This window comes from Paenibacillus sp. J14, assembly GCF_000518465.1.
Taxonomy (GTDB): domain Bacteria; phylum Bacillota; class Bacilli; order Paenibacillales; family Paenibacillaceae; genus Fontibacillus; species Fontibacillus barengoltzii.
This window is the reverse complement of the sequence record NZ_JADQ01000007.1, coordinates 42,665-57,162: the sequence shown is the minus strand read 5'-3', so window position 1 is coordinate 57,162 and position 14,498 is coordinate 42,665. Positions and strand designations below refer to the sequence as shown.

General features: G+C 50.1%; 13 protein-coding genes. 9 read left to right on the top strand and 4 right to left on the bottom strand.

Annotated features, from left to right (window positions below):
* Window positions 1-22: 22 nt before the first annotated feature.
* Window positions 23-940, bottom strand: coding sequence for a molecular chaperone DnaJ (locus M891_RS0103300; RefSeq protein ID WP_028537812.1), 918 nt, complete (start codon window positions 938-940; stop codon window positions 23-25).
* Between the two features lie 172 nt (window positions 941-1,112).
* Entirely contained in the window at window positions 1,113-1,976 is an 864-nt protein-coding gene (locus M891_RS0103295; RefSeq protein WP_232228278.1) for a C40 family peptidase, read from the bottom strand.
* Window positions 1,977-2,105: 129 nt separating this feature from the next.
* On the opposite strand from M891_RS0103295, the gene M891_RS0103290 reads away from it, so the two are divergent.
* Window positions 2,106-3,368 (top strand): MFS transporter, encoded by a 1,263-nt coding sequence (locus M891_RS0103290; protein WP_028537810.1) that lies wholly within the window; start codon window positions 2,106-2,108, stop codon window positions 3,366-3,368.
* A 122-nt stretch (window positions 3,369-3,490) separates the two neighbouring features.
* On the top strand, window positions 3,491-4,483 hold the full coding sequence (locus M891_RS0103285; protein ID WP_028537809.1) for an aldose 1-epimerase: 993 nt from the start codon (window positions 3,491-3,493) through the stop codon (window positions 4,481-4,483).
* Window positions 4,484-4,577: 94 nt separating this feature from the next.
* On the opposite strand, the gene M891_RS0103280 is transcribed toward M891_RS0103285, so the two are convergent.
* The gene (locus tag M891_RS0103280) at window positions 4,578-4,934 is read right to left on the bottom strand and encodes a LytTR family transcriptional regulator DNA-binding domain-containing protein (protein ID WP_028537808.1); all 357 of its coding nucleotides are present in this window, start codon (window positions 4,932-4,934) and stop codon (window positions 4,578-4,580) included.
* A 179-nt stretch (window positions 4,935-5,113) separates the two neighbouring features.
* Between M891_RS0103280 and M891_RS0103275 the strand changes: the two genes are divergently transcribed.
* Both M891_RS0103275 and M891_RS0103270 read left to right on the top strand, forming a co-directional pair.
* Window positions 5,114-6,208: a lactonase family protein gene (locus M891_RS0103275; RefSeq protein ID WP_084628805.1), complete on the top strand. Its 1,095-nt coding sequence runs from the start codon at window positions 5,114-5,116 to the stop codon at window positions 6,206-6,208.
* A gap of 88 nt (window positions 6,209-6,296) precedes the next feature.
* On the top strand, window positions 6,297-7,373 hold the full coding sequence (locus tag M891_RS0103270; protein ID WP_028537806.1) for an AI-2E family transporter: 1,077 nt from the start codon (window positions 6,297-6,299) through the stop codon (window positions 7,371-7,373).
* A gap of 82 nt (window positions 7,374-7,455) precedes the next feature.
* On the opposite strand, the gene M891_RS0103265 is transcribed toward M891_RS0103270, so the two are convergent.
* Window positions 7,456-7,998: a hypothetical protein gene (locus M891_RS0103265; RefSeq protein ID WP_028537805.1), complete on the bottom strand. Its 543-nt coding sequence runs from the start codon at window positions 7,996-7,998 to the stop codon at window positions 7,456-7,458.
* A 141-nt stretch (window positions 7,999-8,139) separates the two neighbouring features.
* Here M891_RS0103265 and M891_RS0103260 point away from each other — a divergent pair, with 141 nt between their 5' ends.
* The 5 genes from M891_RS0103260 to M891_RS0103240 all read left to right on the top strand — a co-directional run bounded on the left by M891_RS0103260 (window position 8,140) and on the right by M891_RS0103240 (window position 14,345).
* Entirely contained in the window at window positions 8,140-9,168 is a 1,029-nt protein-coding gene (locus M891_RS0103260) for an FUSC family protein (RefSeq protein ID WP_036699284.1), read from the top strand.
* A gap of 194 nt (window positions 9,169-9,362) precedes the next feature.
* Window positions 9,363-11,732 (top strand): RNA polymerase recycling motor HelD, encoded by a 2,370-nt coding sequence (helD, locus tag M891_RS0103255; RefSeq protein WP_036699283.1) that lies wholly within the window; start codon window positions 9,363-9,365, stop codon window positions 11,730-11,732.
* 81 nt (window positions 11,733-11,813) lie between these two features.
* Window positions 11,814-13,079: an MFS transporter gene (locus M891_RS0103250; protein ID WP_028537802.1), complete on the top strand. Its 1,266-nt coding sequence runs from the start codon at window positions 11,814-11,816 to the stop codon at window positions 13,077-13,079.
* A gap of 154 nt (window positions 13,080-13,233) precedes the next feature.
* The gene (gene rpiA / locus M891_RS0103245; RefSeq protein ID WP_016312491.1) at window positions 13,234-13,920 is read left to right on the top strand and encodes a ribose-5-phosphate isomerase RpiA; all 687 of its coding nucleotides are present in this window, start codon (window positions 13,234-13,236) and stop codon (window positions 13,918-13,920) included.
* Window positions 13,905-14,345: a GNAT family N-acetyltransferase gene (locus tag M891_RS0103240; protein ID WP_028537801.1), complete on the top strand. Its 441-nt coding sequence runs from the start codon at window positions 13,905-13,907 to the stop codon at window positions 14,343-14,345. Before rpiA ends, M891_RS0103240 begins: the two co-directional genes overlap by 16 nt.
* Window positions 14,346-14,498: the final 153 nt, after the last annotated feature.

Sequence of the window (14,498 nt, the reverse complement as noted above, 5' to 3'; positions counted from 1 at the left end):
AAATGCACGAAAAAAAAGGCGGCTATTCCGCCGCCTTCGGGACATTTTCCAAGTAAGTCTTGATCATTGTGATCGCTTTGTCTTTGTTCTTCGCGTCAACGCGGAGCGAAATAATTAAGTCTGTATAACCTAACGGCAGATCCTTGACGAGACGGCTGTTGGTAACTTTAATGCCGTACACATGCTCCGTATTGTCTTCATCGGACACATCCTTGACAAGGGAGTCCTCCGTCAGAAAATCCTTTAGTTCTCCATTAACCAAATCGTCAAGGCTGAGAAAGGCGCCGCCATTTGATAACCACTCAAAGGTAGGTGCATCGGTAATATAAATATCCGGACTTGTGGAAGCGATCACGGCCATCGCCTTTTGCTGATATGCGATATCTGCAGTCGTCAGGGCTTCTCCTTGCATGGGTAAGTACAGCATTTCAATTTCCACCCTTTGGAATCCGGGGATTTGTGCTGTCATCGCTTGCTCTAGAGCGTCGACGCCGCCGTTCTGGTCATCGGTCATATAATTGCCCGCCATGATGATCGACAGATCGATCGGAGGCAGGGCGGCCAGCCGTCTTTGTTCCTCGAGATGATTAAGATAAGCGTTTGTCCCCCAAATGATTGCTGCGATAGCGATGATTCCAATAATCACATAATTGCGATAAAGCCGGAAAAAATCGTCAACCTTCTCAGCGGTCCCTGCAAACTTGCCCCATTTCTCATAACGCCTGCGGGTTAACTCCGCGAGCTTGCGCTGTTCCTCCGTCTCCACGATCTGCTTGTAAGCCTGGATCTTACGCTCAATTTCCTCGGCTTCGCCGGGATCGAGGTTACGCGAACGGGATCTGCGCAACAAAATGTCGAATTCTCTCTCCAGTTCTTCGCGGGAAGCGTTTTCGGGCAGTCCAAGCACCTCATAAGCCTGTTTCAGATTGTCGTTGTCCATCGTCTTTCTCCTCTAAATCCATCAGGTTTTAATGTATAAATTATTATATGGAAAGTGATGCCTACTTTCATTATACTTTGTATTTGTATCGAAGGGAAATCGCTGATTGGCAGGAAAAAAGCCGGGTGAACCTTACGGTTTCCCGGCCTTTGCTTTAGGCTCTGGGGCGGAATTAACGAACCCGGCGCATGGAAAGAATCACCGTGCTCCAGTACCCGCTGTCCAGCGGGCTGATTTGAACTCCGGGTTCCCCCCAGGTATGAATAAACTTGCCGTCGCCGACATAGATGCCGACATGGCCTGGAATTTTGTCGGATTGAAATCGACCGGGGACTGTGAAGAAGATCAAATCTCCCACTTGCAGTTGATCCCGCGTCACCGGCACGCCTTCTTTGGCTTGATCCCGAGCCAGCCGCGGCAAATCTTGACCAAACTTCTTAAAGACATGACGAGTGAAGGACGAACAATCGAACGCTTTGGACTGTTCGTAAGGTGCGGCGCCAAATTCATAAGGTACGCCCAAAAATTGCTTGGCATAAGCGACCATTTCATCCTGTTGATCGGCAACGCTTAGAACTCCGTATCGGCTCGTTCCTGTCTGCGGCGGCATGTTGCTGCCCGCCGGGGTGATGCGGTCAAAGCTAAGCTTCCCTGTGCGGGTATCTATCTTTGCTTTCGTTTGAAGCAAGGCAGATACGGCATCTATCGTCATATAGAGCTGGCCGTTCTCACGCACCGGCGCCTGGGGCAGTGCGATCGGCTGACCGAAGGAGATCGCATGCCTTTGGCTGGGCTGAACGGTAAACATCACATCGCTATAACCGAGATTCGCGCTGTCTCGGTTCTCCTGCAGTCGCAAGCCAAGGCTCTGAGCCACCAGCTTTAACGGTACCCAAGTTGTACCGTTGGATTCGGTGATCGCTTCTGTTTTCACGGGGGGATTGCCGGACGGAGGGACGGAATTTGATCGGACTCGATCCTGCTGGCCGCAGGAAGTGATCATGGTCAGCGGCAGAGTCAGACTAACAAGAAGCATCCCAAACCTCAAGGGTATCCGCATACGTTCATTAGCACTCCATTCCTTCAGATTAACGAATCACTTGAAGTATGTAAAAAAAGAGACAGAACTATTCGGAGAGAGAAACCAAAGGAGTATCCAACAAACATGAAGAGCAATAACATGCAAAAATCGTTGGTATCGCGAAAGCCGTCCCGCCAGCGCCGCAACTTGGCGATCGCGACCTGGGAGGGTGTTCCCTCCACGATCTTCCAAACGTTGCTTGGCGGTCAATTTCTGACGGGATTCCTGCTGTACCTTGGGGCGAATTCAGCCCAAATTGGCTTTGTTTTAGCGATCACGACGTTCGTGAATATTGCTCAGATCGCTGTCGCTTATCTCATCCAGCGTTTAACCAGCCGCAAATGGGCTCTGGTGCTGTTCGTTGGTCTGCATCGTATTCTGTGGGGGGCAACGGGCCTTGTTCCGTTTGTTTTACCGCATCAGTATTGGGTAACCGGATTCATTGCTCTATATATCGCGGCGTTTATTTTTAATACGGTTGGAGCGATGTTGTGGAACTCGCTAATAAGCGATATCGTGCCAGCGCGCGTACGGGGAAGATATTTTGGCATCCGTAATACGTTTCTGAATGCGCTGAACACGTTGGTGATGTTTTTGGGCGGGATGGTGCTGGACCATTATCCGGAGGCGCAAGGGTTCTTCTACTTGTATATCGTGATTTGGATTTGTGCGATCGCCAACATTATTGTGTTTATGTTCTATCCCGATGCTGCTTTCGAGCGTTCCGCGGAAAGCAAGTTCATGCCGATGCTGCGCAAACCGCTCCAGGACGGAGCCTTTATGAAGGCTACGTTGTTTCTGGCCGGCTTCCTGCTGCTGCAAAACCTGGTCGTGCCGCTGTACTCGTATGTGATGCTGGAGCTGCTGAACATTAATTATCAGACCATTTCACTCTTAAATGTGACGCAGACGATCTTTATGATGGCAAGCTTTTACGTGTGGGGAAATCTGAATGCGCGATACAGCAATCGTCGCCTGCTGTTCTGGACGCTGCCGATTATTGCACTGGCAATTTTGTGCTGGGGCGGACTGTCTATACTGCCTGTGTTGCCCGTGCTCTTCCTGGCTCATATGATCTTTGGGGTTGGTGTCGGCGGTTTTAACCAACTGGCCTTTAACTTTATGATTGGCGACACACCCAAATCGGAGCGTCCGATGTATATGGCGATGTATTCGGCGATCACGGGGGTAGCTTCATTCTTTGGTCCACTGATTGGCGGGCAGGTGTTGGAATGGATTGAATCGTGGCCGCTGTGGACGCAAATTTTTGGCATGCAACTGATCGTTGGAGCGTCCATGATCGTTTTGGCTGCAAGCTTCGGGCGCAAAATTTTGCGCGATGCATGATGTATGGCAGATGGAGGCAGAATGATCTGCAGCCCATGGTGTGATGGACAGGGGTGACTTTTGAAGGCGCTTTAAGGTATATTACAAGATGAGCGCTAAGCAATGAAGGGAGATTATCATCCATGGCACAAAGAACGGCTTATGAAGGAACTTATCAAGGAGAAAAGGCAGTATGGCTCAAATCCGGGCGTTATGAGGCAGTATTGCTGCCGGAAATCGGCGGCAATTTGATCGCTTTCCGCGATGTCGAAAGCGGTTACCGTTTCTTGCGGGAGCCGGGTGAACAGGAGATGGAGGCATTCAAAAGTAACCCCGGCGTCCACGGGATCCCGGTGCTGTTCCCGCCCAACCGGTATGAAGACGGACAATTCCCTTGGAAAGGTGAAGTTCTTCAATTCCCGGTGAACGAGGCTGCAACCCACAACCATTTGCACGGATTTCTACATACGACGGCTTGGGAGGTTGAGGACTTCGGACAGACCCCGGTGGAGAGCTATGTTTCCGTTAAAGTCTCGGTTGACGAGAACCACGAGGTGTATCGGTACCTTCCTTTTAAATTTACAATTCGACTCAGATATTCGTTGAGCGATGATGGCTTGGCTCAGCAAGTGTTCATTCGCAATGAAGGTGACAAAGAGATGCCATGCTTACTGGCCTTCCATACTGCCGTGAATGCACCGTTTGCACCTGAAAGTACGGCGAAGGATTACAAGGTTAAACTGACGATCGGGCAGCGTTGGCAAATGAGTGAGCGGATGCTCCCGACCGGATCCTTCCAACCGCTGACGGCTGAAGAGGAGCAGATGAAAGGGGAGGGCGTCTATCCGTTCTTCGCTTCGATGGATAACCATTATACGGCGGTGCCGCAAAACGGCAGAAATCGGATGGAACTGACCGATACGAAGCTGGGCAAGACGCTTGTATATGATGTGGGGACCTCCTACAAGCAATGGATGATTTGGAATAACGGGGCGACGGAAGGCTTCTTCTGTCCAGAGCCGCAGATCAATCTGGTGAATGCACCGAAGTCGAATTTACCGGCTGAGGAGATCGGTCTGTTTAGCTTGCTTCCCGGTGAGATTTGGGAAGAACGCGCCCGTCTCTACGTGAAATAATCAGGAATAACGGAAAAAGCAGCCGACCCGGCCGTCTTCCGACGGTGCGAGTCAGGCTGCTTTTTTGCCGTTGGCTGGGCAGGTCAGCGGAGGGTTAGTTCACTCCAGCAGTGACTTTGCCACGTTGAGACGGGATAAGCCGTTTCAATTGCTCCAGATTACGTCTGGGGACCGAGATCGTCTTAATCCCATGCCGTTCATCCCGGAACCAAACAACGTTATCGCGAATTTCCGAGACTTGGGTCAGGTTCACATAGCAGTTCGTGCTGATGCGGAAAAAGCGAGGGTCTGAGATCAACTTCGAGGTCTGTTCGGCGGATAATCTCTGTTTAATACTGTAATTCCGTCCATGGAAGCAAACCAGTCCGTGAGCTCCGATCTTGAAGAAATACGTCTCGTAAGGATTAAAATCCTCATAAACGCCTCTTTCTTCGAGTCCGACGTTCATCATTCCAAATCCCCCTTTAGAAGATGCTTTCGGAAGCGCTTACAGTATATCATATTTTAACTGTTTTGGGTAGCTGGCCTCATTTGGAGTTTCAATATTTCATTTTATCCCGGGTGAGACACTGGACTTTTTAGATGAATTACGGAAAAATATAGGAGACATCATTTAAACATGCTTCATCGATGAAGGAGGAATTTCACTTGTCAGACTCACAACAACGTTTGCTGATTTTTGTGGGATCGTATGCTGAAGCGAGCGATCCCGGAGTTTACACATATGAAATGAATTTGGATACAGGGGAGCTCCGTTTGCTGGATCAAGCGTCGGGATTGAAGAACCCTACATTTCTAGGCATCCGGCAAGATTCCCGGAAGGTGTACGCCATTTCCGAAACGACGCTGGAAGGGGAGCGGATCGGGGAGATTGTTGCATTTGATGTGGATTCAGGCGGCAAGCTATCTGAATTAAACCGGGGAGTAACGATTCGCCCTTCTTCCTCGCACATTCAACTGGACCGCAGTGGCAAATTTGCCGCCGTATCGGGGTATCACGGCGCGAACGTAGGCCTTGTGGCGCTTCAGGCAGACGGAACAGCAGGCAAGTTGGTTGACGAGCGTCAGCATGAAGGTCACGGGGCTGATCCGGTGCGCCAAGATCGTCCGCATCCCCATTCCGTTACGTTCAGCCCGGATAACCGTTACGCGCTGGTCGCCGACTTGGGGTTGGATCGTATTTTCGTATACTCGTTTGAACCGGAGTCCGGAAAGTTGGTATATCAGAGTGAAGCGTCTACGCCGCCAGGAGCAGGTCCGCGACATCTTGCTTTCCATCCGAACGGGCAGTGGCTCTATTCCATCAATGAGGTGAACTCCTCGCTCTCTCTGTTCACTTATCACGCAGCAACGGGTGAATTGGCCTTGCAGGACACCGTCCCAACGCTTCCGCCTGATTACACGGGAGAGAACACCACCGCAGAGGTCGCCATTTCGGCAGATGGCCGTTACCTATACGGATCTAATCGCGGTCATGACAGCATCGTACAATATGCGATCGATCCTGAGAGTGGACGGCTCACTTTAGTTGAACATGTCTCCAGTGAAGGTGGTCATCCACGTCATTTTGCACTGACTCCTGACGGTAAATATCTGATAGCGGCGAACCGGGATAACAACTTGTTGGCAGTCTTTACAGTGGATTCCGATAGCGGTCGCCTAACGTTTACGGGCCAGACCGCATCCGTATCCAAACCGGTTTGCGTTAAGCCGGTATGGTTCTAACTATTTTATTTGCAAAGTCTTAATGGCTCGCTTAAGATTAACGCAGGGGAATATCCTCCAGTAACTGTGAAGGGGCCGTTTGTGACTCATGACGTTTTTTAAGGAACTGTTTCAAATGGCGGGATTCCGCAGGGTGCTTGCCCTGCTGTTTGTCGTCCTCGTTTTGTATTTCGCCCGCAGTATGCTGAATATGCTGCTCATTACGTTTATATTGACGTATTTAATCAATCGGCTGCACAACTTCATCAGCCGGAACGTAGCTAAGGTGATTCGCATCAATCGAACCATCACCGTGCTGTTTATTTACGTCTTGCTCATTTCCTTGCTTGGTTCGGCCGTCTACTATTATATGCCGGTGCTGCTTACCGAGCTGACCGACTTGGTCAACCAGGTGATCTCGTTCTACTCGAATCCACCGATGTTACCGGATAACCCGATCTTGAATTACATCGTGGAATATTTGAAAGATATCGATCTATCGGCATATATTAACAACGGGTTTACCTTCTTGCTCAGCACGTTAACCGATATCGGCGAATGGAGCTTAAATCTGTTCATCGCGATCGTGCTCAGCTTGTTCTTCCTGCTGGAGAAAGAGAAGGTGACGAACTTTACCGTCCAGTTTCGAGAAAGCAAAATCGGGGGATTGTTCAAGGAACTGGAGTACTTCGGACGTAAATTCGTTCAGTCCTTCGGTAAAGTGATTGAAGTTCAATTTCTGATTGCAACGGTAAATGCAGTGTTATCGACGATTTTCCTATGGATTCTAGGGTTTCCGAATTTGATCGCTCTGGCGATAATGATCTTCTTGCTCGGGCTCGTTCCGGTCATGGGGGTTATCATTTCGCTGATTCCATTGTGTGCGATTGCTTTTAAAATTGGCGGATTGATCAAAATCGTTTATGTCCTGATCATGATTGCACTGGTTCATGCCGTTGAAACCTACTTCCTAAACCCGAAATTTATGTCCAATAAAACGCATTTGCCGATCTTTTTCACCTTCCTCATTCTGCTGGTTTCCGAGCATTTCCTGGGGGTCTGGGGACTGATCGTCGGTGTACCGATCTTCATCTTCCTGCTGGACATCGTTGAGGTTCCCGTAGGGGGGGGTCCGCATCAAACAACGGAAGCTGCAGTGGATACAGGATCGTCGGAAGAGAAATAATTCATTCGATAAATGCAAAACCGCTGAACGAGCCTTTTTGGCCGCCCAGCGGTTTTTTCACGGTTGTCCGTGGTGTTCGCCATCAGTGATACATATGGGTCCAGTTGACCTTGTTATTTTGGTAATCCGCTGCTGGCTGTCCCGGGATCCGGTCCTTCCAGTTGCGGTTGATGATTTTCTTCAGCTTGTCCGGAAGTTTGGACTTCATTTTGTCCGCTTTTTCCTGATCGATTTTGCCTTCAGCCAGCGCTTTGTCGATATTTTTGTTCGCGGAGTCGGTCAGCTTCTTCAGATACTCCTCTTCGCTCCAGCCTTTTTCAGCCTGCACGACCTGAAGCAATGTTTTGCCTTGCTTCAGTTGGTCGACCAGAGCTTTGGGCTCCATACCCAGCATTTCGGCGGTATCTTTGACGATGTGCCCGCCGCGGAAATGGCCGTGGGGATGATGCTTATGCGGCTTGCTTTCCGTCTGCGACGGACTTGGGCTCACCTGCGGTGTTTGATCCGCCGGAGCTCCGGTCTCCGCATACGCGGTTCCTGCCGCAGCAGCCGAACCGGCAGCCAGCAGGAGTGCAAGGGTCAATTTGCCAGCTATCGGTTTCAAGTTCTCCATAAACATGGACATTTTTCACCTCTTCGTATAGAATTATTTGGTCCTTGCCTTTATCAGTTTTGACCAAAAACAGGCAGGATATCTGAGTTGAACCTTAATATTAGTTAAAATTTTGCTTAAAATAATTGGAATGTGCTGGGGGACGTAGGGGGAATGGAAGTGACATTTGGCGCGAGAATGCTAAAGACGGGGGTTGCGGTAACACTGGCTTTATATGCCGGTACCTTACTGGGCTTATCTTCGCCGGTAATTGCAGCGATCGCTGCGATTTTTGCCATGCAACCAACCATTTATCGTTCCTGGCGTTACTTGATCGATCAGCTGCAGACGAATACGCTGGGGGCTGTGTTAGCGATGCTGGGCGGCATGGTCTTCTCGAATGAACCCATCGCCGTAGGTTTGGTTTGCATTATAGTGATCATGATTTGTCTGCAGCTGAAAATGGGGGATACGATCGGTATTACACTGGTTACGGTCGTGTCCGTAATGGAAGCGTCGGGCCAATGGGAATTTGCGTTAAACCGTTTTTTGCTTAGCTTAATTGGTATTTTTTCAGCGTTTATCATTAACATCGTCTTGTTCCCGCCTAAGCCGAAGGTACAGTTCGAGCAACAGATTCGGCAGACGTTTGATCAGCTGTCGTTGCTGCTAAGAACGGCGATCTCCGATGAGATTAAAGAAGCAGTATTCCGGTCTGATAAGCGTAAACTTGAGGATACGATCACTCAATTAGCGGATAAGTATAAGCTGATGGAAGAAGATCAGAAGAAAATCAAAGCACCGAAATTTAGCGATCATCGTCAGCTGGTCGTGTATAAGCAAATGCTGCGCACGCTTCGTCAAGGAGTTGAGGTGCTGAATGCGGTGGAGCAGCATTATTTCCAGGCCGCCCGTACGCCGGAATTAAATCAGGAATTCGACGAGCATTTGGAGAAGCTTACGAAGTTCCACGAACATGTTATGCTGAAGTTTGATGACAAGCTGAAGCCAAGCTATAGCGAATCGATGCAATTTGAAACGGAAAACGACGAATTTCTGCGGCGGATGCTGGATCAATATGCGACTGAGCGAACCGGTGTGTTGCGTTTATCTATCGTATCAGCTGAAATGTACGAATACGGTCACCAATTGGAGCGGCTTAACCGGTTGGCAGATCACTCCACTGCAGCGACCGACGAGTAGCGGAGAAATCAAAAAGTCCTGCCCTCAAGGCAGGACTTTCATGTCATTCATCATGTAAACATAGATTGATAAGTAAAGTTTAACTTGGTACAATAAAAGATAGTCCATCAATCTATTTGTGATCAGATTTCACCCAAATCAATCTTATCATAATTTTTATCGTTTGTCAAGATATTAGGTGCGGATAAAGTAAGATGTTATTCAAGGGAGCGATTTCATTGGACCATACAGATCAAGCATGGCAGGAAGAACAACGCCGCGTGGAGTACGTGGCAGATCAAATCGACGCCAGAATCCGCAAGCTGGAGCGGGAGGTTGGCAGTGTACGCGGCGACGTCGTTGAGATGCGGAAGGACTTCTGGGACGAAGTAACGGTGAACTTTAGCGAAGCGGATGATGTCGGTGAAACGTCGACCAGCTTACGGCAGCAATCTCAGGTGCTTGCAGAGCGGGAGAAAAGCCATCAGCATGCGTCTATGGCGCTTGGAAAGCTGAAACGTTTGAAGCAATCGCCTTATTTCGGGCGCATTGATTTCGCGGAAGAAGGCGAGCCGGTGGAAGCCATCTATCTTGGGATTGCTTCCTTGCTCGAAGAGGGGGATGAAACGTTCCTCGTCTATGATTGGCGGGCGCCGATTTCCAATCTTTATTATGACAGTGTTCCCGGGCCGGCTTCCTATGAGACGCCGTCCGGCACGATCAAAGGAACGATGACGCTTAAGCGTCAGTTTGTAATTAACGGACGCCGTATCAAGGTGATGTTCGACACCGGTGTCACGATTGGCGACGAGCTGCTGCAGCAGGTGCTTAGCCGTACCTCCGATGCGCAAATGAAGAGCATTGTGGCTACGATTCAGCGCGAGCAAAATAAAATCATCCGTAACGATCGCAGTCGGATGCTCATCGTGCAAGGGGCTGCTGGCAGCGGCAAAACATCGGCGGCCTTACAGCGGGTCGCTTACTTGCTCTACAAGCACCGTGAGGTGCTGCAGGCAGATCAGATGATTTTGTTCTCCCCCAACCCGATGTTTAACAGTTATGTTTCAACGGTATTACCCGAGCTGGGCGAAGAAAATATGCTGCAAACAACGTTCCAGGAGTATCTGGAGCATCGGCTCGGGAGAGAATTCCAGCTTGAGGATCCGTTTGTACAAATTGAATATGTCCTTTCTGCTCCTGAGGATGAGGCTTATCAAGCTCGGGTCAGCGGAATCCGGTTTAAATCGTCAGTTCAATTTCTGCATGCAATCACACGGTATAAGGAATTGCTGGAGCAGAAAGGGATGATTTTTAAACCGCTTCGCTTTCAGGGCAAGGAGATTGTTGGCGTGGAGGAAATTGCCCGGCAATTTTATTCTTATGATCCGGCGATCCGGCTGGCCAACCGTTGTGAGCTGTTAAAAGATTGGCTGCTCAAGGCCATCGCCGCTTTTGCCAAGTCCGAATTGGATCAGCCTTGGGTAGAGGAACAAATTCAACTGCTTGATGCGGAAGACTACCAGCGGGCTTACCAGCGCATGCGGCGCAAGCAACATGGCAAAACTCCTTCATTTACCGATTATGAGGATGAGAAGACGATTTTGGCCAAAATGGTAGTCAGCGATCGGCTTAAACCGCTTCGCAAATGGGTGAAATCGCTGCGTTTCGTTGATGTGACGCGGCTATACACCCAGCTGTTCAACGACTTGGCGATCTTCCGAGAAGTTCATCAAGAAGAGCTTCCGGATCAGTGGGAAGAGATCTGCGAGCAGACGCTGCAGAAAATTGCGGGAGGCGAGCTGTTCTATGAAGATATTACGCCTTTCCTCTATTTAAAAGAGCTGCTGCTGGGCTTCCGGTCCAACACCTCGATCCGTCACGTCATTATTGACGAAGCGCAGGACTATTCGCCGTTCCAGCTGTTCTTCTTGAAGCGTCTGTTCCCGCGGGCCAAAATGACAGCGCTGGGTGACTTGAACCAGGCGATATATGCGCATGCCTCGGTGCTTCAGCAGTCCTCTGTATTCAGCGATTTGTACGGTGCGGAGGAGAGCGAGTTGATTACACTGGAGCAAAGCTATCGTTCCACCCGCCAAATTGTGGAGTTCACCCGTGAGATGATCCCTGGCGGGGAGGCGATCGTTCCATTCAACCGGGAAGGTGAAATGCCAGAGGTTCACCTGGTTGACGATATAGAGGAGCTTCATGCTTCGCTGGAGGCGATGATCGGTCAGCTGCGCGCGGACGGATATGAATCGATTGCCGTCATCTGTAAAACGGCGGAGGAAAGCAAGCAAGCCTACGATCGGCTTAGCGCTAAGCTGCCGGCCAAGCTGATCAAGAAGACGACGTTATCCTTTGAGAAAGGGGTTCATGTCATTCCGGCGTATTTGGCCAAAGGTGTGGAGTTCGATGCGGTACTGATTTACGACGGTTCCGACCGGAAGTACACGAGAGAAGCCGAACGGAAGCTGTTTTATACGGCCTGCACAAGAGCGATGCACTTGCTGCGCATTTACTCCGTAGGCGAACCTAGCCGGTTTATCCGGGAAGCTTCGAAATCAACCTATATTCTGGTTCCTTGACAGCGGTATAATTTCGGCTAAATGTATCACACTAACCGGGTCTGTTTAAACTTCATTCGTGAAGGGTGGCCTGATGGTTAGATGCTCGGCAAAAAAGGCGATTTGATTGCATTGGCCTCCATACCGCTTATTATGACGCTGGGAAATTCCATGCTGATTCCGATATTGCCACAGATTGCCCGTGAGCTTCATGTCAACTCCTTTCAGGTCAGTATGCTGATCACCGTGTATGCGGTGGTTGCGATCTTGCTGATTCCGATTGCCGGCTATCTTTCCGATAAATTCGGCCGTAAAGCGATCATTGTGCCCAGCTTGATTATCGCGGGAATCGGCGGCTTTATTTCTGGCGTGGCGGATTGGTTTGTGAACGGGCTGGCCGTATACTGGCTGATCCTAGGCGGTCGCTTCCTGCAAGGGATCGGAGCGGCTGGCGCCTTCCCGATCGTGTTGCCGCTGGTCGGCGATCTGTATGAAAGTGAGGAGGAAGTCAGCCACAATTTAGGCTTGATCGAAACCTCCAATACGTTTGGCAAAGTGCTCAGCCCGATCTTAGGTGCACTGCTTGGCGCTTGGATCTGGTATGTGCCGCTTCTGTCGATTCCGGTATTATGTTTGATCTCGCTATTGCTGGTGCTGTTTTTGGTGCGGGAACCGAAAGATCGGGAGAAGGCCAAGCCGCTGGGTGAATTTATCTCTGCCGTCAAAAAGGTACTGAAGCAAAAAGGCCGCTGGCTCTACGCCATCTTTGCAATCGGCTGCATTTCGATGTTCCTGTTGTTTGGTGTGCTGTTTTATCTGTCGGAGCAATTGGAAGTCAAACACGGCCTGGACGGCGTGATGAAGGGATTGGTGCTGGCGATTCCATTAGCCGCTTTATGTCTGGCTTCTTACGTGACCGGGAAGAAAATCGGCGATGATAAAAAGCTGATGAAATGGTCTGGTGTCGCAGGCTTAATCCTATCCACGGGAGCCTTATTTGGCATCGGCTTTCTGAACAACATCTATTTCGTAATCGCTTGTCTGATCATCTGCGGCGCCAGCATCGGTATCGTCCTGCCCAGCTCTGATGCCTTGATCACCGAAGGTGTCGATAAGGTAATGCGCGGAACGATCACTTCGATCTACAGCAGCATGCGGTTTATCGGCGTATCGGCAGGGCCGCCGGTGATGTCGCTGTTGATGAAGGCTGGCCATATGACGATGTTTTTTGTTATTTCCGCTGTGTCCCTGGTGGCGGTCATCTTGCTGCTGATAATGGTTAAGCCGGAATCCGGTCCCGGTGGTGCGATCAAACCGAAGGAGCCTGAAAAACGTACGAAAACGGTACGAGCATTACACCACAGCTAGCTTGAGAGATGGTTTCTTAGAAGCAGCGGACCGAATCGGTTACGCTGCTGTTCTATTGTCCGGGCTTTTTTGGTATGATAGGAGCGATAGTGCCGCTGGAACAGCCTGTTCGAGCGGATAAAGGTACGAACACCAAGACTTTGGAGGGGTAGACATGAATGCCAAACAAGCAGCGGGTTACCGCGCTGCAGAATGGGTTAAGGACGGAATGACCATTGGTCTCGGAACGGGATCAACCGCTTATTATGCGATCGAGAAAATCGGCGAGATGGTGGGGAACGGGTTGCAAATTCGTGCCATTGCAACATCGAAGGCTTCGGAAGAACTGGCTGCGAAATACCGCATCCCGCTCATTGAGGCGAAGGATGTGGACCGATTGGATCTAGCCATTGACGGGGCCGATGAGGTCGATCCGCAAATGGCGTTGATCAAAGGCGGCGGGGGCGCGTTGCTTCGGGAGAAGCTCGTTGCGATCAACAGCGATCGATTTATCGTTATCGCCGATAACGGGAAGATGGTCTCTACATTAGGGCGTTTCAAACTGCCAATTGAGCTGGTTCCGTTTTGTTACGAATGGACGCTGCGGGAGTTGAAGAGCCGTTATGGTGTGCCGTTCGAGATGCGGATGCAAGGGGATCAGTTGTACGTGACGGATAACGGCAACTACATTGTCGATGCGGCCTTCGGACAGATAACCGACCCAGCCCGGTTAAGCGACGAGTTGAAGGCGATGACGGGCGTTGTTGAGCATGGATTGTTCGTGGGTATTGCACACACGGTTGTGATTGGTTACGAGGATGGGCGTACGGAAATCAAGGAGGCTTCATGTTCAAATCAATAAAAGCAAGAGTGGACGAGCCTGCCATTCGGGAGCTGCTGGAATATGCCGTGATGTTTGACCCGGATGCACTGGAGGATGCGGCTCGTTTGTACCGGGAAGAGGATACATATCAGCTGTTTGGATATGAGGAAGAGGAAGCAGGGATTACCGGAATTATCGGCTATCGGGTTAATGCTTCGCAGACGCTTGAAATTATCCACCTGGCTGTCCATCCGGAGCAGCGAATGAAAGGGTATGGACGTGCCTTGGTGCTGCTCGCCCTCACGGAAGCATCTCCTGAGCGGATGGAGGCTATTACGGATGAGGCAGGAGCAGATTTCTTCCGGAACATTGGGTTTCAAATTACCGGGTTTTGGGATGAAGCCATCGGGGAAGAACGGTTTCGTTGCATCTATGAAGTGGAAGAGAACGAAGAGGACGAGTAAGGTCTGGATGAAAGGCTGCGGGAAATCCGCGGCTTTTTTTGCTATTCATCGCAAGGATAAATTTGACTTTCAGGCGGCAATCGCCTATAGTTTCATTTGTAGTTTGATTATCGAACTATTCGACTATAGAACTAATTGGACAGGTTTGAGCTG